The organism is Mycobacterium sp. NS-7484 (assembly GCF_001953975.1).
GTDB lineage: Bacteria > Actinomycetota > Actinomycetes > Mycobacteriales > Mycobacteriaceae > Mycobacterium.
Map to the genome: position 1 here is coordinate 18,280 of NZ_MBEJ01000049.1, position 17,513 is coordinate 35,792.

At 66.4% G+C, this 17,513-nt stretch carries 15 protein-coding genes; 5 read left to right on the forward strand and 10 right to left on the reverse strand.

Going from position 1 to position 17,513, the window contains the following annotated elements; translation table 11 throughout:
• Positions 1 to 2: 2 nt before the first annotated feature.
• Entirely contained in the window at positions 3 to 1,220 is a 1,218-nt protein-coding gene (dinB, locus tag A5733_RS09235; RefSeq protein WP_076239887.1) for a DNA polymerase IV, read from the forward strand.
• Here dinB and A5733_RS09240 read toward each other — a convergent pair.
• From A5733_RS09240 to A5733_RS09250, 3 genes are read right to left on the reverse strand one after another with little or no spacing between them, the layout of a single operon-like run.
• Positions 1,217 to 1,648, reverse strand: coding sequence for a hypothetical protein (locus A5733_RS09240; protein WP_067768254.1), 432 nt, complete (start codon positions 1,646 to 1,648; stop codon positions 1,217 to 1,219). The genes dinB and A5733_RS09240 overlap by 4 nt on opposite strands.
• A gap of 9 nt (positions 1,649 to 1,657) precedes the next feature.
• Positions 1,658 to 2,662 carry a PHP domain-containing protein gene (locus A5733_RS09245; RefSeq protein ID WP_076239888.1) on the reverse strand — a complete coding sequence of 335 codons (1,005 nt, stop codon included), beginning with the start codon at positions 2,660 to 2,662 and terminating at the stop codon, positions 1,658 to 1,660.
• 29 nt (positions 2,663 to 2,691) lie between these two features.
• Complete coding sequence (locus tag A5733_RS09250) at positions 2,692 to 4,038, reverse strand: NAD-dependent succinate-semialdehyde dehydrogenase (protein ID WP_067768258.1); 1,347 nt, start codon at positions 4,036 to 4,038, stop codon at positions 2,692 to 2,694.
• 149 nt (positions 4,039 to 4,187) lie between these two features.
• Here A5733_RS09250 and A5733_RS09255 point away from each other — a divergent pair, with 149 nt between their 5' ends.
• Entirely contained in the window at positions 4,188 to 5,024 is an 837-nt protein-coding gene (locus A5733_RS09255; RefSeq protein WP_076239889.1) for an LLM class F420-dependent oxidoreductase, read from the forward strand.
• A 72-nt stretch (positions 5,025 to 5,096) separates the two neighbouring features.
• On the opposite strand, the gene A5733_RS27030 is transcribed toward A5733_RS09255, so the two are convergent.
• From A5733_RS27030 to gltB, 4 genes are all read right to left on the reverse strand, one after another.
• Positions 5,097 to 5,246: a hypothetical protein gene (locus tag A5733_RS27030; protein ID WP_197508237.1), complete on the reverse strand. Its 150-nt coding sequence runs from the start codon at positions 5,244 to 5,246 to the stop codon at positions 5,097 to 5,099.
• Positions 5,247 to 5,408: 162 nt separating this feature from the next.
• Positions 5,409 to 6,719 carry a glycosyltransferase 87 family protein gene (locus A5733_RS09260; protein ID WP_076239890.1) on the reverse strand — a complete coding sequence of 437 codons (1,311 nt, stop codon included), beginning with the start codon at positions 6,717 to 6,719 and terminating at the stop codon, positions 5,409 to 5,411.
• Positions 6,720 to 6,737: 18 nt separating this feature from the next.
• Positions 6,738 to 8,204, reverse strand: a complete 1,467-nt coding sequence (locus A5733_RS09265) for a glutamate synthase subunit beta (RefSeq protein WP_076239891.1) — start codon at positions 8,202 to 8,204, stop codon at positions 6,738 to 6,740.
• Entirely contained in the window at positions 8,197 to 12,777 is a 4,581-nt protein-coding gene (gene gltB, locus A5733_RS09270; protein ID WP_076239899.1) for a glutamate synthase large subunit, read from the reverse strand. Before gltB ends, A5733_RS09265 begins: the two co-directional genes overlap by 8 nt.
• A gap of 639 nt (positions 12,778 to 13,416) precedes the next feature.
• Here gltB and A5733_RS09275 point away from each other — a divergent pair.
• Positions 13,417 to 14,139, forward strand: coding sequence for a PaaI family thioesterase (locus tag A5733_RS09275; RefSeq protein ID WP_233152658.1), 723 nt, complete (start codon positions 13,417 to 13,419; stop codon positions 14,137 to 14,139).
• A 109-nt stretch (positions 14,140 to 14,248) separates the two neighbouring features.
• The gene (gene aqpZ / locus A5733_RS09280; protein ID WP_076239893.1) at positions 14,249 to 15,016 is read left to right on the forward strand and encodes an aquaporin Z; all 768 of its coding nucleotides are present in this window, start codon (positions 14,249 to 14,251) and stop codon (positions 15,014 to 15,016) included.
• 28 nt (positions 15,017 to 15,044) lie between these two features.
• On the opposite strand, the gene A5733_RS09285 is transcribed toward aqpZ, so the two are convergent.
• The 3 genes from A5733_RS09285 to A5733_RS09295 all read right to left on the reverse strand — a co-directional run bounded on the left by A5733_RS09285 (position 15,045) and on the right by A5733_RS09295 (position 16,930).
• Positions 15,045 to 15,596 (reverse strand): Dps family protein, encoded by a 552-nt coding sequence (locus A5733_RS09285; protein WP_067768270.1) that lies wholly within the window; start codon positions 15,594 to 15,596, stop codon positions 15,045 to 15,047.
• 68 nt (positions 15,597 to 15,664) lie between these two features.
• Entirely contained in the window at positions 15,665 to 16,564 is a 900-nt protein-coding gene (locus A5733_RS09290) for a DNA-3-methyladenine glycosylase (RefSeq protein WP_076239894.1), read from the reverse strand.
• A gap of 9 nt (positions 16,565 to 16,573) precedes the next feature.
• Positions 16,574 to 16,930, reverse strand: coding sequence for a DUF427 domain-containing protein (locus A5733_RS09295; RefSeq protein WP_076239895.1), 357 nt, complete (start codon positions 16,928 to 16,930; stop codon positions 16,574 to 16,576).
• 25 nt (positions 16,931 to 16,955) lie between these two features.
• Between A5733_RS09295 and A5733_RS09300 the strand changes: the two genes are divergently transcribed.
• Complete coding sequence (locus tag A5733_RS09300; protein ID WP_067768276.1) at positions 16,956 to 17,417, forward strand: SRPBCC family protein; 462 nt, start codon at positions 16,956 to 16,958, stop codon at positions 17,415 to 17,417.
• The last annotated feature ends 96 nt before the right edge of the window (positions 17,418 to 17,513 follow it).

A 17,513-nucleotide genomic window follows, 5' to 3' on the forward strand; every position in this document is an offset into this window, starting at 1 on the left:
ATATGTTCGTGTCCGATGGTCCGACTCTGCAGGCAGCCATCCTGCACGCTGATCTCGACTCGTTCTACGCCTCGGTCGAGCAGCGTGACGATCCGGCGCTGCGCGGCCGGCCCGTGATCGTCGGGGGCGGCGTGGTGCTGGCGGCCAGTTACGAGGCCAAGGCGTTCGGCGTGCGCACCGCGATGGGCGGACGCCAGGCTCGGGCGTTGTGCCCGCAGGCCGTGGTGGTGCCGCCGCGGATGTCGGCGTACTCGGAGGCGAGTCGAGAGGTGTTCAGGGTCTTCGAAGACACCACGCCGGTGGTCGAGCCGTTGTCGGTGGACGAGGCGTTCCTCGACGTGTCCGGGCTGGCCCGGGTGTCGGGCACGCCGGTGCAGATCGCCCGACGGCTGCGCGAGCAGGTCAGCGAGCAGGTGGGCCTGCCCATCACGGTCGGCATCGCCCGCACGAAGTTCCTGGCCAAGGTGGCCAGCCAGGTCGCCAAACCGGATGGGCTGCTGCTGGTCCCGCCCGATCGCGAGCTGGCGTTCCTGCATCCGCTGCCGGTGCGCCGGCTCTGGGGTGTGGGCGCCAAGACCGCCGCGAAACTGCACGACCACGGCGTCGAGACGGTGGCCGACGTGGCCGAGCTGTCCGAGTCGGCACTGAGCACCATGGTCGGCGGCGCTATGGCCCGGCAACTGTATGCGTTGTCGCGCAACATCGATCGCCGGAGGGTGACGACGGGCGTGCGGCGCAGTTCGATCGGCGCCCAGCGCGCGCTGGGGCGGCGCGGCAACACCATGTCGGCCGCGGAGGTGGACATGGTGGTGGTCAACCTCGTCGACCGCATCACCCGCCGGATGCGTGGCGCCGGGCGCACCGGACGTACCGTCGTATTGCGTTTGCGCTTCGACGATTTCGGCCGCGCCACCCGGTCGCACACCCTCCCCCGGGCCACCGCCTCGACGGAGGCGGTGCTGGCCGCGGCGCGGGCCCTGGTGAGCGCCGCCGCGCCCGTCATCGCCGAGCGCGGGCTCACCCTCATCGGTTTCGCGGTGTCCAACATCGACCATGCGGGCAGCCAGCAGTTGGAGTTGCCGTTCGAATCCGAGCCAGATCCGGTGGCGATCGACGGCGCGATCGACGAGGTACGTCAGCGGTTCGGCAACGCGATGCTGACCCGCGGGGTGCTCGTCGGGCGGGATCCTGGCCTGGAAATGCCTACGCTGCCGTATTAAAAGAACTGCGCCGCAATGAATCCGGCCAGCAATACCGCGAATCCACCGATCTCTCCCACGATCAGCGCCACCATGCCGGCATGAAGGGCCCCGGTCGGGTGCTCGAACTGGTTGGTGGTGTCCTGCTTGGCGCCGTGCTCGATGTAACTGCCGATCGCGACGACGAAGAAGAACACGAGCACCATGGCCGCGGTGAGATTGACCGCGGTGGGCCAGGCACTGAGCTCGACGAACACCGCCACCAACAGCGTCGCGAAGGAATACAGCAGGGCGGCTCGGTGGGCGATGTCGACGTACGGGTGGGCCAGGTGATTTTCACTCGTGGCCATCTGCCGGTACTTCCACACCCCGAGTACCAGCGCCAGCAGGAAGATCAGGCCGGCGGCCAGCAGGGTGATGACGGTGTCGATGCCGAGATCCGCGTGCATCGCGTGAGTCTATGAGGCAGTCCAGTCGAGCAGTTGTTCGGCGGGCCAGGTGTTGACGATCCGCTCGGCGGGAACCTCGGCATCCAACGCTCGCTGCGCACCGTAACCCAGGAAATCGAGCTGACCGGGTGCATGCGCATCGGTGTCGATGCTGAACACGCAGCCGATGTCCCGGGCCAGCTCGAGCAGCCGGGTCGGCGGGTCGCGCCGCTCCGGGCGGGAGTTGATCTCGACGGCAGTGCCGTGGTCACGGCAGGCGGTAAACACCCTCTCGGCGTCGAACTTCGATTCCGGCCGCTGCCCGCGTCCACCGGTGACCAGCCGCCCGGTGCAGTGCCCCAACACATCGGTATGCGGGTTGGCGACGGCGTTCAGCATGCGCCGGGTCATCGCCGGGGCGTCCATGGCCAGCTTGGAGTGCACACTGGCCACCACCACGTCCAGGCGTTCGAGCAACTCGGGTTCCTGGTCCAGCGATCCGTCTTCGAGGATGTCCACCTCGATCCCGGTGAGGATGCGCATCGGTGCGACGAGTTCGCGCACCTCTTCGATGACGTCGAGCTGCTCGCGCAACCGCTCCGGCGACAACCCGTTGGCGATCTTCAAACGCGGCGAATGGTCGGTGAGGGCACAGTATTCGTGGCCCAGATCGCGTGCGGCCAGCATCATCTCTTCGATCGGCGCCGACCCGTCGGACCAGTTCGAGTGCACGTGCAGGTCACCGCGCAGCGCCGCGCGCAACTCTCCACCGCCGAGATCCTTGGCGGCTGAACGCAATTCGACCAAGGTGTCCGGCTCGTGGCCGGCCCAGGCCTGCGCGATCACCTTCGCGGTCTTGGGTCCGACCCCGGGCAGCGTCTGCCAACTGTTGCTCGCGCCGAGACGTTCGCGCTGGGCATCGGTCAACGCCTCGACGGTGTCGGCGGCATTGCGGTAAGCCATCACCCGTCGCGGGTCCTCCCGCGCCCGGTCCTTGTAGTACGCGATCTGGCGCAGCGCGGTGACCGGGTCCATGTGTCCAGTGTGCCCGTCGGCGCCGGCGCTCAACCGGCGATACGGATCAGCTTCTTGTTCACGAACTCCTCGATGCCGTAGCGGCCGAGTTCCCGCCCGAAACCGGAGCGCTTGACCCCACCGAACGGCAGCTCGGCGCCTTCGGCACCGACGGCGTTGACGAATACCATGCCGGCATCGATGCGGTCGGCCACGCGCTTGGCCTGCTCGGCGTCGGTGGTGAAGACGTAGGAGCCGAGGCCGAACGGGGTGTCGTTGGCGATGGCGATGGCCTCGTCTTCGGAGCCGGCCTTGTACACCACGGCCACCGGGCCGAACAGCTCCTGGTGGTACGCGTCGTTGTCTTCGGTGACGCCGGTGAGCACGGCCGGCGGGTAGAACGCGCCGCGGCGCTCACCGGCCGAGGTCAGCTGGGCGCCCTGGTCGACGGCCGTCTTCACCTGTTGCTCAAGGCGTTCGGCTGCGGCCTCCGACGACAACGGCGCGATCCCGTCGGCGGCCGCCAGCAGCTTCTCGGTGAACTTGGTCAGGAACTCGTCGTAGAGGTTCTCGGCGACGATGAATCGCTTGGCGGCGTTACAGGCCTGACCGGTGTTTTCCATCCGGCCCTCGACCGCGGACTCGACGGTGGCGTCGAGATCATCGGTGGACAGCACGATGAACGGATCGGAGCCACCGAGTTCCAGGACACACTTCTTCAGGTTGCGCCCGGCGATCTCGGCCACTGCGGCGCCGGCCCGCTCGGAGCCGGTCAGCGACACTGCGGCCACCCGCGGGTCGGCGATGATGTCGGCGACCTGGTCGTTGGTGGCGCGGATGTCGACGTAGGCACCCTGCGGAAAGCCGGCCTCCAGGAAGAGCAGTTGCAGCAGCTCGGCGGATTCGGGGCACTGTGGCGCATGCTTGAGCAGAATCGTGTTGCCCACCACCAGATTTGGGCCGGCGAATCGGGCCACCTGATAGTACGGGTAGTTCCACGGCATGATGCCGAGCAGCACACCGATCGGGCCACGCTTGATCACCGCGCTGCCCTCGCCCTCGAGGAGGTCGATCGGCTCGTCGGCCAGGAACTTCTCGGCGTTGTCGGCGTAGTACTGGTAGATGGCCGCGCAGAAGTCCACCTCACCCAGCGATTGATCCCGCGGCTTGCCCATCTCACGGACGATCACGTCGGCAAGTTGTTCGCGGCGCTGTTCGTGCAGCTTCCCCACCTTCGCCAAGAGTGCGGCCCGCTCGGCCACCGTGGTGGTGCGCGCCCAGCTGCGGGCGGTCTTGGCGGCAGCCTCGATCGCGGCCTGGATTTCGGCGTCGGTCGAGGTCGGGTAGGTGGCGATCACCTCGGCGGTCGCCGGATCGGTGACTGCGTACTCACTCATGTTCGCTCCAGATGCTCAGGTCGCAGGATTTCGTATTTTTCTGTGCCCGACACTACCGATTGCGGCGGCGAAATGGCCGTGAAGATACGTAATCAGCACGGCTTGGATTGTCAGGAATGAACCAGCGGGCGCGACTAGTTTCGGATGACGTGCGCTTCGCCTTCAAAACCTCACCGCAGAACACCACGTGGGCCGACATGCTTGCCGTCTGGAAAGCTGCCGACCAGATCGACGTCTTCGAATCGGGCTGGACGTTCGATCACTTCTATCCGATCTTCTCTGACTCGTCCGGCCCCTGTCTGGAGGGCTGGACCACGCTGACCGCGCTGGCCCAGGCCACCGAGCGGTTGCGGGTCGGCGTGCTCGTCACCGGTATCCACTACCGCCACCCGGCGGTGCTCGCGAACATGGCCTCCGCACTCGACATCGTCTCCAACGGCCGCCTGGAACTGGGCATCGGCGCCGGCTGGAACGAGGAGGAGTCCGGCGCATACGGCATCGAACTCGGTTCGATCAAAGAGCGCTTCGATCGCTTCGAGGAGGCCTGCCAGGTCCTCAAAGGGCTGCTGACGCAGGAGACGACGACGTTCGACGGCAAGTTCTACCAACTCAAAGATGCGCGTAACGAGCCCAAGGGTCCGCAGCAGCCGCATCCGCCGTTCTGCATCGGCGGTAGCGGGGAAAAGCGCACGCTCCGGATCACCGCGAAGTACGCCGACCATTGGAACTTCGTCGGTGGTCCGCCCGAGGAATTCGCCCGTAAGCGCGACGTGCTCGCCGCGCATTGCGCTGACCTCGGTCGCGACCCCAAGGAGATCACGCTGTCGGCGCATGTGCGCCTCGGCGAGGACCGCGATTTTGCGAAGGTGGTCAACGAGGCCGCCGCGCTCGGCGCCGAGGGCCTGGATCTGGCGATCATCTATCTACCGCCGCCCTACGATCCGGCCGTGCTCGAGCCATTGGCCGAAGCGCTCCGGGGCAACTGAGTACGCAGGTGCAATGAAAGCAAATACGCTGGGCAGTCGAGGAGGCTGCCCAGCGTAACTGCTCGATATGTCCTAGACGCCGAAGCGAAGTAGCTCGTCGGCGGTGACCAGACGTTCCTGCTTGGCCGGGAACTCGCGGCTCTTCATCGGATGACGGAACAATGACCAGGCAATTCGACCCATCCGTGACCGACTGATCGGGTTGATGTACACGGTGATCACTCCTGCGACTAACTGGTAGCTGTACCCGTAGTTCTACGTTACCGCAGCACTCTCACCGAGTCATTAGATACCGGACATCCGGCAAACAGTGTGAGCCACGCCGCACAAAAATATGCTGTTTTTTGTGAGGCTGGTGTGACTGGTGGGATTAGCGAGGGCCCACTACGTGCGCGCCAGCTCCTCATCGAGGAACTCCGGCGGGTAGTCGTCGAGGTCGTCCGACGTCATGGACGTCTGGCCGGCATCAACCCGCTCCGGCGTTGTGCTCAGCCGCAACCAACCCACAGCCGCAATCACGAAACATCCGAACACGAGCGGATACCACCCACTCGCGAGCTGGCCGACCCAGAACCGGCGCAGGTCCAGATAGTTCCAATAGACACCGCTGAAGTACATCGTGGTGTGGTTGCGAGCCGGCCGCTGCAACGTCCACATGAAGGTCATCGCGAACAGACCGACGGCGCGACACACCCAGCCGGCCGTCCACGGTCGTGGCGTCGTCAACGCTTTCGCCACGAACCAGAAGATCGCCGGCGCGAACCAGACCCAGTGCGCCGCCCAGCTGAACGGCGACACCGCGCAACCCAAAAGGCCCACCAGCACCACCGCCAGTGCGTGTTCCCCTCGTCGGTGCGCCCACGCGGCCACCGTGAGACAGACGGCAACCACCAACAGGCTCAACACAATCCACAGCCATTCCGGACGTGGGTCCGGTGCGAAGTAGCGAGCCAGAAAGCCGTTGATGGACTGGTTCGCCAGGTGATCGATACGGCTGATGTGCGACGTGTCCCCGAGATGCGTCCAGAACCAGGCACTGTCCCGCGGCAAGATCGGCCAGGTCAACGCCGCCGTCGCGACGAAAGTGATTGCGGCAGTGGCTGAGGCCCGCCACTGCCGGGTCACGAACAGGTACGGCAGGAAGATCAGCGGCGTGAGTTTGATACCCGCCGCCAGACCCAGTCCGATCCCCCGCCACCGGGCACCGCTGGGTCGCAACAGATCGAGCATCACCATCGCCATGAGCACGACGTTGATCTGCCCCCACCACAACGTGGCCTGCACGGGTTCGACGTCGACGACGATCACAGCAAGTGCCGCACTCATCACGCCCAGCCGGAAGTCCGCCCGTACGCCGGCCAGCCGCACAATGCGCCACGCGATGAGGGCCAGTAGGCCGATCGACACCGCCAGCAAGACAAACTTCGCGACGTCGAAACCAAGCCAGGCCAGCGGCGCCAGCAGGAACGTCGCGAACGGCGGATACACGAACCACGCGCCACGCAGTGCTGGTTCGTCGTACAGGCTCCTACCATCCCACGACGCGTGCACCGCAGCGCGATACGTGTCCAGGTCGAAGTTGTTGCCGGTCAGTCCGTAGAACTGCGTGCTGAGCGGGATGAGGTGGTCATGTACGAGCACCGCCAGGACAGCGATCAACACTGTCCCGGAGACGACGCGACGTCGCAGCCTCATCCGCCTGCCACGGTGCCCTTACCGCTGCGGCGCAGCAGTCGGCTTGATCGGTGCAGGCAGCGCAGTCTTGCTCATCAGGTAGCGGTCCACGCCGGCCGCGGCGGCCCGACCTTCGGCGATCGCCCACACGATCAACGACTGTCCACGACCCATGTCACCGGCCACGAACACGCCGGGCACCGAGGTCTGGAAGTTGTCGTCGCGCTTGACGTTTCCGCGGTCGGTCAGCTCGACACCGAGGTTGGCCAGCAGGCCTTCCTTCTCCGGACCGACGAAGCCCATGGCCAGCAGCACCAGGTCGGCCTTGAGCTCGAAGTCGGTCCCCTCGACCTTCTCGAACTTGCCGGCGTTCATCTTGACCTCGTGTGCCTTCAGCCCGGTGACACGACCGTCGGTGCCGACGAATTCCTCGGTGTTGACCGAGAACACGCGCTCGCCGCCCTCTTCGTGGGCCGAGGACACCCGGAACATCAGCGGGTAGGTCGGCCACGGCGTCGAGTCCGCGCGGGTCTCCGGCGGCCGCGGCATGATCTCGAACTGGTGAATGCTGGCCGCACCCTGACGGTGCGAGGTGCCCAGGCAGTCGGCGCCGGTGTCGCCACCGCCGATGATGATGACGTGCTTGTCCTTGGCGGTGATCGGCGGCTGGCCGTTCTCGTCGAGGACCTCGTCGCCGAGCTGGACCCGGTTGGCCCACGGCAGGAATTCCATGGCCTGATGGATGCCGTCGAGCTCGCGGCCCGGGATCGGCAGATCACGCCAGGCGGTGGCACCGCCGGCGAGCACGACGGCGTCGTAGTTCAGCCGCAGCTGGGCCACGGTGATGTCGACGCCGACGTTGACGCCGGGGCGGAACGTGGTGCCCTCGGCCGCCATCTGCTCCAGACGCCGGTCGATGTGGCGTTTTTCCATCTTGAACTCGGGGATGCCGTAGCGCAGCAGGCCGCCGATGCGGTCGGCACGCTCGAACACCGTGACGGTGTGGCCGGCGCGCGTGAGCTGTTGCGCCGCAGCCAATCCGGCCGGCCCGGACCCAACGACGGCGACCTTCTTACCGGTCTGCACGTCGGGCATCTTCGGGACCACCCAGCCCTGGTCGAAGGCGTTGTCGATGATCTCGACCTCGACCTGCTTGATGGTCACCGGGTCCTGGTTGATGCCCAGGACGCACGACGCCTCACATGGGGCGGGGCACAGCCGCCCGGTGAACTCCGGGAAGTTGTTGGTGGCGTGCAGCCGCTCGATCGCGTCGCGCCACCGATCCCGGTACACCAGGTCGTTCCACTCGGGAATCAGGTTGCCCAGCGGACAGCCGTTGTGGCAGAACGGGATACCGCAGTCCATGCATCGTGAAGCCTGGTCCTGCAGCGTCTCGTGGGAGAAGTCCTCGTAGACCTCTTTCCAGTCCTTGAGCCGCAGGGGCACGGGCCGCCGCGGCGGGAGCTCGCGGGACGTGTGCTTGAGGAAACCGCGTGGATCAGCCATTGGCGGCCGCCATGATCGCGTCGTTGACGTTGTCGCCGGCGCGTTCGGCCTCGGCGATGGCGGCCAGCACACGCTTGTAGTCGCGCGGCATGACCTTCACAAAGTGCTTCAACTCGTTATCCCAATCAGATAGGACCCGTTGCCCCACAGCCGAATCGGTGGCGTCGACGTGGGCCGCGACAAAGTCGCGCAACCAGGCCGCATCGGAAGCGTCCAACGCTTCCAGCTCCACCATCTCGCTGTTCAGGTTCTCGCCCAGCACACCGGCCGGGTCGTAGACGTAGGCGACACCACCGGACATGCCCGCCGCGAAGTTGCGGCCGGTGGGTCCGAGGATGACGACCTTGCCTCCGGTCATGTATTCGCAACCGTGGTCGCCGACCCCCTCGACAACCGCGTGGGCGCCGGAGTTTCGGACCGCGAACCGCTCGCCGACCTGGCCGCGCAGGAACGCCTCACCGCTGGTGGCGCCGAACAGGACGACGTTGCCCGCGATGATGTTGTCCTCGGCGGAGAACTCGGCCGGGGCCTCGTCGGCGGGACGCACCACGATCCGGCCGCCCGACAATCCCTTGCCGACGTAGTCGTTGGCGTCACCGTAGACCCGCAGCGTGATGCCCTTGGGCACGAACGCACCGAAGCTGTTGCCGGCCGATCCGTCGAACGTGATGTCGATCGTGCCGTCCGGAAGCCCCTGTCCGCCATAGGCTTTGGTGACCTCATGGCCCAGCATGGTGCCGACGGTGCGGTTCACGTTGGTGATTTTGGTCGAGAACCGCACCGGTGAACCGGAATCCAGGGCCTCGCGACTCTGGGTGATCAGCTGCTGATCCAGTGCCTTGTCCAGGCCGTGGTCCTGACGCGAGCTGCAGTACAGGTCCTGGTTCATGAACGCCGACTCAGGCTCGTAGAGCACCGGCGACAGATCCAGCTTGTGGGCCTTCCAGTGCTCGGCGGCCTGGGTGGTATCCAGCGCTCCGACCTGGCCGACCATCTCGTTGATGGTGCGGAAGCCCAACTCCGCCATGAGTTCCCGGACTTCTTCGGCGATGAACATGAAGAAGTTCTCGACGAACTCCGGCTTGCCGTTGAACCGCTCACGCAGCACCGGGTTCTGGGTGGCAACACCCACCGGGCAGGTGTCGAGGTGGCAGACCCGCATCATGATGCAGCCCGAGACCACCAGCGGCGCAGTGGCGAAACCGAATTCCTCGGCGCCCAGCAGCGCGGCAATCACCACGTCGCGGCCGGTCTTGAGTTGACCGTCAACCTGGACCACGATGCGATCGCGCAATCCGTTGAGCAGCAGGGTCTGCTGCGTCTCGGCCAGCCCCAGCTCCCACGGGGCACCGGCGTGCTTCATCGAGGTGAGCGGGGTGGCTCCGGTTCCGCCGTCGTGCCCGGAGATCAGCACCACGTCGGCGTGCGCCTTGGAGACGCCCGCGGCGACCGTGCCCACACCGTTTTCCGACACCAGCTTGACGTGCACACGCGCTGCCGGGTTGGCGTTCTTCAGGTCGTGGATCAGCTGCGCCAGATCCTCGATCGAGTAGATGTCGTGGTGCGGCGGCGGTGAGATCAGGCCGACACCCGGGGTCGAGTGCCGCACCTCGGCCACCCACGGGTACACCTTGTGCCCCGGAAGCTGGCCGCCCTCACCGGGTTTCGCACCCTGGGCCATCTTGATCTGGATGTCGGTGCAGTTGGTCAGGTAGTGGCTCGTCACGCCGAAGCGGCCCGAGGCCACCTGCTTGATGGCGCTGCGCCGCCAATCACCGTTCTCGTCCGGCTCGAAGCGGTCGACACTCTCGCCGCCCTCACCCGAGTTCGACCGTCCGCCAAGGCGGTTCATCGCGATGGCCAGGGTTTCGTGCGCCTCGGCCGAGATCGAGCCGTAGCTCATGGCACCGGTGGAGAAGCGCTTGACGATCTCGGAGGCCGGCTCCACCTCGTCCAGCGGCACCGGCTGGCGGATGCCGTCGCGGAACTTCAAAAGTCCGCGCAGCGAGGCCATCCGCTCACTCTGGTCGTCGACCAGCGCGGTGTACTCCTTGAAGATCGAGTACTGCCCGGTCCGGGTGGAGTGCTGGAGCTTGAACACCGTGTCCGGGTTGAACAGGTGGTACTCGCCCTCGCGGCGCCACTGGTACTCGCCGCCGACCTCGAGCTCGCGGTGGGCGCGCTCGTCGGGGCGGTCCAGGAAGGCCAGCGCGTGGCGGGTGGCGACGTCGGCGGCGATGTCGTCGAGGTCGATGCCGCCCACCGGGCAGCTCAGCCCGGTGAAGTACTGGTCGAGCACCTCCTGGGAGATGCCGATGGCCTGGAACAGCTGCGCGCCGGTGTAGGAGGCCAGGGTCGAGATGCCCATCTTGGACATCACCTTGAGCACACCCTTGCCGGCGGCCTTGACGTAGTTGGCCTTGGCCTTGTCACTGGAGATGCCGCTGATCACGCCGCGGTCGACCATGTCCTCGATCGACTCGAAGGCCATGTACGGGTTGATCGCGGCGGCACCGAAGCCGCACAGCATGGCCATGTGGTGCACCTCGCGGGCGTCACCGGCCTCGACCACCAGGCCGACCTTGGTGCGGGTGCGCTCGCGCACCAGGTGGTGGTGCACGGCGGCCACGGACAGCAGCGACGGGATCGGCGCCATGGTCTCGTTGGACTCACGGTCGGAGAGCACGATGATGCGCGCGCCCTCGCGGATCGCCTCGGACACCTTGGCGCGGACGTTGTCCAGCGCCTCCTTGAGGCCCTGTCCACCGCGGTTGACGGGGTAGAGGCAGCGGATCACCGCGGCCCGCATGCCGTGTTTGCGGCCCCGGACCTCGTGGTCGGGGTCGACGCAGATCAGCTTGGACAGGTCGGCGTTACGCAGGATCGGCTGCGGCAGCACGATCTGGCGGCACGATTCCGGTCCCGGGTTGAGCAGGTCGCCCTCAGGTCCGATCACGCCCTGCAGGCTGGTGACCACCTCTTCGCGGATCGCGTCCAGCGGCGGGTTGGTGACCTGGGCGAACAGCTGCTGAAAGTAGTCGAACAGCATGCGCGGACGGGCCGAGAGGATCGCGACGGGCGTGTCGGTGCCCATCGAGCCCAGCGCTTCGGCGCCGGTGCGCGCCATCGGGGCCACCAGCAGGTTCAGCTCTTCGTAGGTGTAGCCGAAGATCTGCTGGCGCAGCACGACACGGTGGTGCGGCATCCGCACGTAGTCGCCCGGCGGCAACTCGTCGAGCGGGAACAGGCCCTGCTCGACCCATTCCTGGTACGGGTGCTCGGCGGCCAGTTCGGCCTTGATCTCCTCGTCGGAGACGATGCGGCCCTGCGCGGTGTCCACGAGGAACATCCGGCCGGGCTGCAGGCGCAGCTTCTTGACGACGGTGGACGGGTCGAGCGGCAGCACACCGGCCTCCGAGGCCATCACCACCAGGCCGTCTTCGGTCACCCAGATGCGGGAGGGACGCAGGCCGTTGCGGTCCAGCACGGCGCCGATCACGGTGCCGTCGGTGAAGCACACCGAGGCCGGCCCGTCCCAGGGCTCCATCAGCGAGTCATGGAACTCATAAAACGCCCGACGGGCCGGATCCATGGTCTCGTGCCGTTCCCATGCCTCGGGGATCATCATCAGCACGGCGTGCGGCAGGCTGCGGCCGCCCAGATGCAGCAGTTCGAGCACCTCGTCGAACCGGGCGGTGTCCGAGGCGCCCGGGGTACAGACCGGGACGATCTTGTCGAGCCCGTTCTCACCGAACACGTCGGTACGGATCAGCGCCTCACGGGCGCGCATCCAGTTCTCGTTGCCGGTGACGGTGTTGATTTCGCCGTTGTGGGCGATGCGCCGGAACGGGTGGGCCAGCGGCCAGGACGGGAACGTGTTGGTGGAGAAGCGGGAGTGCACGATGCCCAGCGCGCTGGTCATCCGCTCGTCCTGCAGGTCGAGGTAGAACGCCTTGAGCTGCGGCGTGGTCAGCATGCCCTTGTAGACGAAGGTCTGACCGGAAAGGCTTGGGAAGTAGACGGTTTCGCGTCCGGGGCCGTCCTGCCCGGGGCCCTTGGTACCCAGCTCGTGCTCGGCCCGCTTGCGCACCACGTACGCCTTGCGTTCCAGGTCCATGCCCGAGGCGCCGCCGATGAACAGCTGACGGAACGTCGGCATCGCGTCGCGTGCCAGAGCACCGAGCGACGAGTCGTCGGTCGGCACCTCACGCCAGCCGAGCACCTGCAGGCCCTCGGCCTCGACGATCTTCTCCACGGCTTCGGCGGCAACATTGGCGTCGCGCGATGACTGCGGCAGGAACGCGATGCCGGTGGCGTAGCTCCCGGCTTCCGGCAGGGTGAAGTCGCAGACCTCACGCAGGAAGGAGTCCGGAACCTGCAGCAGGATGCCGGCACCGTCACCGGTGTTCGGCTCGGCGCCCTGGGCACCGCGGTGCTCCAGGTTCACCAGGGCCGTGATGGCCTTGTCGACGATGTCTCTGCTGCGGCGGCCGTGAATATCTGCCACCATTGCCACGCCGCATGCGTCATGTTCGTATGCGGGGTTGTACAGCCCGACTTTTCTGGGCGCCATTCCCACCTTGCCCTTCAACACGCTTCTTATGAAGCTTTACCGCGCCGGCAATAGGCCGGCTCGGCGTTGGTGGCCTCCGTGCAGCACTGGACGACGGCTATGTTCCCCACGCCATAAGTGGAGAAAACGATAAGGCAAAAACCGTGGCAGATGCCAACTTAGCCAAGCCTAACTATACTGATTCGGCTCATCTGTGCCGCCGAAACCGGTTTCTCCACCGGAAAACGAAAGCCCTTGGTGCGCAGTCGGTTTAGTGGACCTCCGAAGCGGACCCGACGACACGACCCTGCGGCCCAACGACCGGTGGATTGACGACAGAATTTGCTGTGAACATCACACAGTGTCGTTATCGTGCCGTTATCTGCATATGCTGATTTGCAGAAAAGCTTAGTCAGATTCTTAGAAAGCGTGCGAACAGCCGGTCAGCGCCGCCACGGCCACCAGCGCTGGAACCCAACCGAAAGCCGTTGTCGGGCAATATATTTGATGTGGCCGAACGCGGTCGTCGCCGCTCTGCATACCCCCAGCCGGTATACAGTCCCGGCGATAGGCGTAACTCTTGACCGCGATGCACTATCCGCTGAATACCCCCTGGGCCGCATGGGCGTACAAACGCTTGTGGAGGGCCCGGACCGTTGCGTGGCCTCCATCCCCGCCGGCGGCCTGCTCAATCCGCTGACCGCACAACCGACCGTCGCCCCTCTGGCCATGTTGGTCGACCACATCGGCGGTTTGGTCAACCACTATCGCCGCGCTGACGACGAGTGGACGGTATCCAGCGAGTTGGCGCTGGAACTGACCCCGCAGGCGATGGACCTGATCACGGCCTCACCAGCGGTTCCGGTGGTGGCGACGGGACGCCCCTTCGGACCGAAGGGCACGGGTTCACTGGGCCTATGTGAGCTCACGCACGGAGACCAGTTGGTGGGGACGGCCACCGTGCGGTCCTTCCACATCCACGTCCCCGGCCATCTCGTCGAGTGGCCGACCGACACTACGGAGGGAACCCCACCCGCGACCCTGCAGGACCGTATGTCCGTGGAGGTCGCCGAGTCCGGCGGGGAGGCGGTGGTGCTGCGGCAGCTGCCCGATCCGGTCGTCAACAACAGCATCGGCATCGTGCATGGCGGTGTGTCGGCGGCCGCACTGGAGCTGGTCGCCTCGGCCGCACTCGGTGCCGGTGGGCACTGGCGCATGGCATCGTTGCGGGTCAACTACCTCAGGCAGTTCCGCGGCAGCAGCGAATCCCGTTACGAGGCAAAGGCATTGCGCGTCGGCCGGAGCTCCGGCGTCGCCGACGCATGCGCGGTCGGCGACGACGGGAAGGTGGCATTGATCGCCCGGCTGACCGCCTACCAATGATCAGCCGCCAGGTTGATCTCAATGTGCCATCAGTTCCGCAACAATGCCTCTGCCATCGACGTTTGGCGTGACACGCTCCGGATGAACCACATCTACGGAGGAGTTCACCATGGATACACCGGCAATGCGACATCGTTTGGCAGCCGAGTTCATCGGGACGTTCTGGCTGGTTCTTGGCGGTTGCGGTAGCGCGGTGTTCGCCGCGAAAGTGCTCTCCGACGGCTTCCCGGTGGGCATCGGCTTTCTCGGTGTCGCTCTCGCATTCGGCCTGACGGTGCTGACCGGCGTCTACGCCTTCGGCACGATCTCCGGCGGGCATTTCAATCCAGCGGTCACGCTGGGCGCCGCGCTGGCCCGCCGGGTGGAGTGGGCGGCCGTGGTGCCGTACTGGATCGTCCAGGTGATCGGCGGTTTGGTGGCCGGCCTGGTGATCTACCTGATTGCCAGAGGCAAGGACGGCTGGACCGCCACGGGAAACATGGCCGCCAACGGTTTCGGTGAGCATTCGCCGGGCGGCTACTCGCTCGCGGCAGTCCTGCTGGCCGAGGTCGTCCTGACCGCAGTGTTCTTGTTGGTCATCCTGGGCTCCACCGACGACCGGGCGCCAAAAGGGTTCGCCGGGTTGGCCATCGGGCTCACCTTGACGCTGATCCACCTGATCTCGATCCCGATCTCCAACACGTCGGTCAACCCGGCCCGCTCGACGGCGGTGGCCTTCTTCAACGGCAACGACGCCCCCGCGCAGCTCTGGGCGTTCTGGCTGGCGCCGCTGGTCGGTGCGGCGATCGCCGGGCTGCTGTACGCGCATCTGTTCGGCGTCGCCGAACAACTCGCCGAACGCCCGGTGCGAGACGACGCGCTGGAGGGCCCGGCCTGAACTGGCCGGGCTCCCCTGCGGCGCTGCGTCAGGCGGACTTGCGGCGCGCCTTGCCGGCCGCACCCTTCTCGGTCGGTGCGCCCTCATGCGCCAGTTCGCCGCCCGAGTTCTCTAGGTGGGCCCGCACGAACCACTGGAACTTCTCCAGCTCGGCGGCGTGGTCGATGAGGATGTCCTGGGTCACCGGGTCGAGCTTTTCGAGCTTCTCGATGCCGTCACGGGTGTCTTCGATGACCCCGTTGTAGACCAGGTCGAGTGCGGCGAGGTGGGCCTGCACGGTGTCGCGCCCCACCGAGTAGTCGTCCCAGCTACGGTCGGCGACGATGGCACCCGGAGTGCCCTTCGGGGATTGGCCCAGGGCGGCGATGCGCTCGGCCACTTCGTCGGCGTAACCCCGGACCAGCTCGACCTGCGGGTCGATCATCTCGTGCACCCCGATGAAGTTCGGGCCGACGACGTTCCAGTGGATGTGCTTGAGCGTCAGGTGCAGGTCGTTGTACGTGCTGAGTTGCTTCTGCAGCAGCTTGGCGGTGTCAGCGCCCTGCTTGTCGGTCATGCCGGGAATGGTGAACGCGGTCATTGCGGTTCCTTTCGGTTCACGTTCGGTCGCGTCCCGGGTACCCGACTTCCCGGTCGGGCAATCATGATCTAAAGCGACCGCAGATTCGGTATGGCCTGCCGTGCGCCGAAGCGCGGATTGTGCGCCAGCCCACTGGCTTCCAGCAGGCGGACGGCTCGCTGTCGGTGCGGCCGCAACGGTTCGAGTAGTTCCACCATCGCCGCGTCGTCGATCGGCCGGCCGAGCAGGGTACGTCCCACCATCGTGGACAGGTTGTAGTCCCCCACCGACAGGGCGTCGGCGTCGCCGAAGGCCCGCTGCACCGTTTCGGCCGCGGTCCACTCGCCGACCCCGGGTAGCGAGCGCAGCGCCGTCACGGCCCGCTCGGCCGTCAGCCGTTCCAGTGCATCGGCACGCTGGGCGCACCCGACGATCGTGCGGGCCCGTCGAGGGTCCACGTTGGCCCGGTGGAACTCCCACGACGGGATACGTCGCCAGACTTCTGGGCTCGGCATGACCCGCATCCCGGCGGGGGCCGGCCCCGGAGCCGGGGCCCCATATTTCGTCACCAATCTCCGCCAGGCCCACCAGGCGTCCATGCCCGAGACACGTTGTTCGATGATCGCGGGCACCAGCGCCTCCAACACCCGTCCACTACGCCCGAGACGCAGGTGTGGCACTCGACGATGGGCCTCGGCGATTGTCGGCTCGACCGGATCGAATCCGCCGGCATCGTCCTCGGCGCCGATCAGCGCGGGAAAACCGTCGAGGAACTCGGCGCTACCGGGTCCCCAGGCCTCACAGTCCACGGTGTTCATCGCCGCGCTGCTGATCCGCGCGGTGACCGGGCCGTCGGCCATCAAGCTGGTATGCCAGATCACCCCGTCGGCATCGACCCGCTGGCATGGATTCCCGCTGCTACGGCGCCATGGCGCCAGCGTCAGGCCCGGGCTCGCCGGGCCGTCGAACACGACGCTGGTGGAGGGCACCGCACCAGGCTAGGCGACGGTGATGTCGGCCTTGTCCGGGTAGAACGCCAGACGTTCGGCGATGTCGGCGACGGCGGGGTACGGCTGTTCGTACGTCCAGATCGCGTCGTCGATCCCGCCGACGTGGTAGTAGTTGGCCTCGCCCTTGTACGGGCAGTAGGTCGTGGTATCGCTGCGGGTCAGGGCCGTGGTGACGTCCGCGCGCGGTATGTACTGGACGGCCGGATAGGTCGATTCCTGCAACGTGAGCGCATCGTCGGTCTCGGCGACCACCTCGCCGTTGACCCGCACCGTGACGTGACGGCCGGTCGGGGTGACGGAGATGGGATGCGCGGCGGTGGGTTGGAGGATGGGGCGTTCGGTCATACCCCATTCAACATACGATCGGGCCATGAATGCTCCCGCTCCCGTGAAGGCCACCGTTTCCATCGCCGCCGACCCCGCGGCGGTGTACGCGCTCATCACCGATCTGCCCACGCTGGCGTCGTTGGCTGAGGAGGCCCACGCGATGGAATGGCAGAAGGGTGCCACGGCCGCTCCCGGGGCGGTTTTCAAGGGGCACAACCGCAACGGCTCTAAAAGCTGGTCCACCACCTGCACCGTCACCGACGCCGAGCCGGGCAAGACCTTCGCGTTCGATGTGAAGTCTCTGGTGTTCCCGGTCGCGCACTGGCGTTACGACATCGCCGCCACCGACGGCGGCTGCACGGTGACCGAATCCACCTGGGACCGCCGCGCGGGCTGGTTCAAGAAGGTCGCCGGGTTGGCTACGGGGGTGGCGGATCGTGACGGTGCCAATGCGGAACACATCCGGCTGACCCTGCAGCGCCTCAAGGAGCGCGCCGAGGGTTGATGCCGCCGTTCAGAACGGTGGTGGTCCGTATTCTTCGGCGAGCCAGATTTGGTATTGGCGTTCGACGTCGAGGTCGTTGTTGATTTCGGCGCGTAG

What these genes read in the sequence shown, in the direction of transcription:
- dinB (WP_076239887.1), top strand. Translation starts at nt 3, where the DNA reads ATGTTCGTGTCCGATGGTCCGACTCTGCAGGCAGCCATCCTGCACGCT.
- A5733_RS09240 (WP_067768254.1), bottom strand. Translation starts at nt 1,648, where the DNA reads ATGCACGCGGATCTCGGCATCGACACCGTCATCACCCTGCTGGCCGCC.
- A5733_RS09245 (WP_076239888.1), bottom strand. Translation starts at nt 2,662, where the DNA reads ATGGACCCGGTCACCGCGCTGCGCCAGATCGCGTACTACAAGGACCGG.
- A5733_RS09250 (WP_067768258.1), bottom strand. Translation starts at nt 4,038, where the DNA reads ATGAGTGAGTACGCAGTCACCGATCCGGCGACCGCCGAGGTGATCGCC.
- A5733_RS09260 (WP_076239890.1), bottom strand. Translation starts at nt 6,719, where the DNA reads ATGAGGCTGCGACGTCGCGTCGTCTCCGGGACAGTGTTGATCGCTGTC.
- A5733_RS09265 (WP_076239891.1), bottom strand. Translation starts at nt 8,204, where the DNA reads ATGGCTGATCCACGCGGTTTCCTCAAGCACACGTCCCGCGAGCTCCCG.
- gltB (WP_076239899.1), bottom strand. Translation starts at nt 12,777, where the DNA reads ATGGCGCCCAGAAAAGTCGGGCTGTACAACCCCGCATACGAACATGAC.
- aqpZ (WP_076239893.1), top strand. Translation starts at nt 14,249, where the DNA reads ATGGATACACCGGCAATGCGACATCGTTTGGCAGCCGAGTTCATCGGG.
- A5733_RS09285 (WP_067768270.1), bottom strand. Translation starts at nt 15,596, where the DNA reads ATGACCGCGTTCACCATTCCCGGCATGACCGACAAGCAGGGCGCTGAC.
- A5733_RS09295 (WP_076239895.1), bottom strand. Translation starts at nt 16,930, where the DNA reads ATGACCGAACGCCCCATCCTCCAACCCACCGCCGCGCATCCCATCTCC.
- A5733_RS09300 (WP_067768276.1), top strand. Translation starts at nt 16,956, where the DNA reads ATGAATGCTCCCGCTCCCGTGAAGGCCACCGTTTCCATCGCCGCCGAC.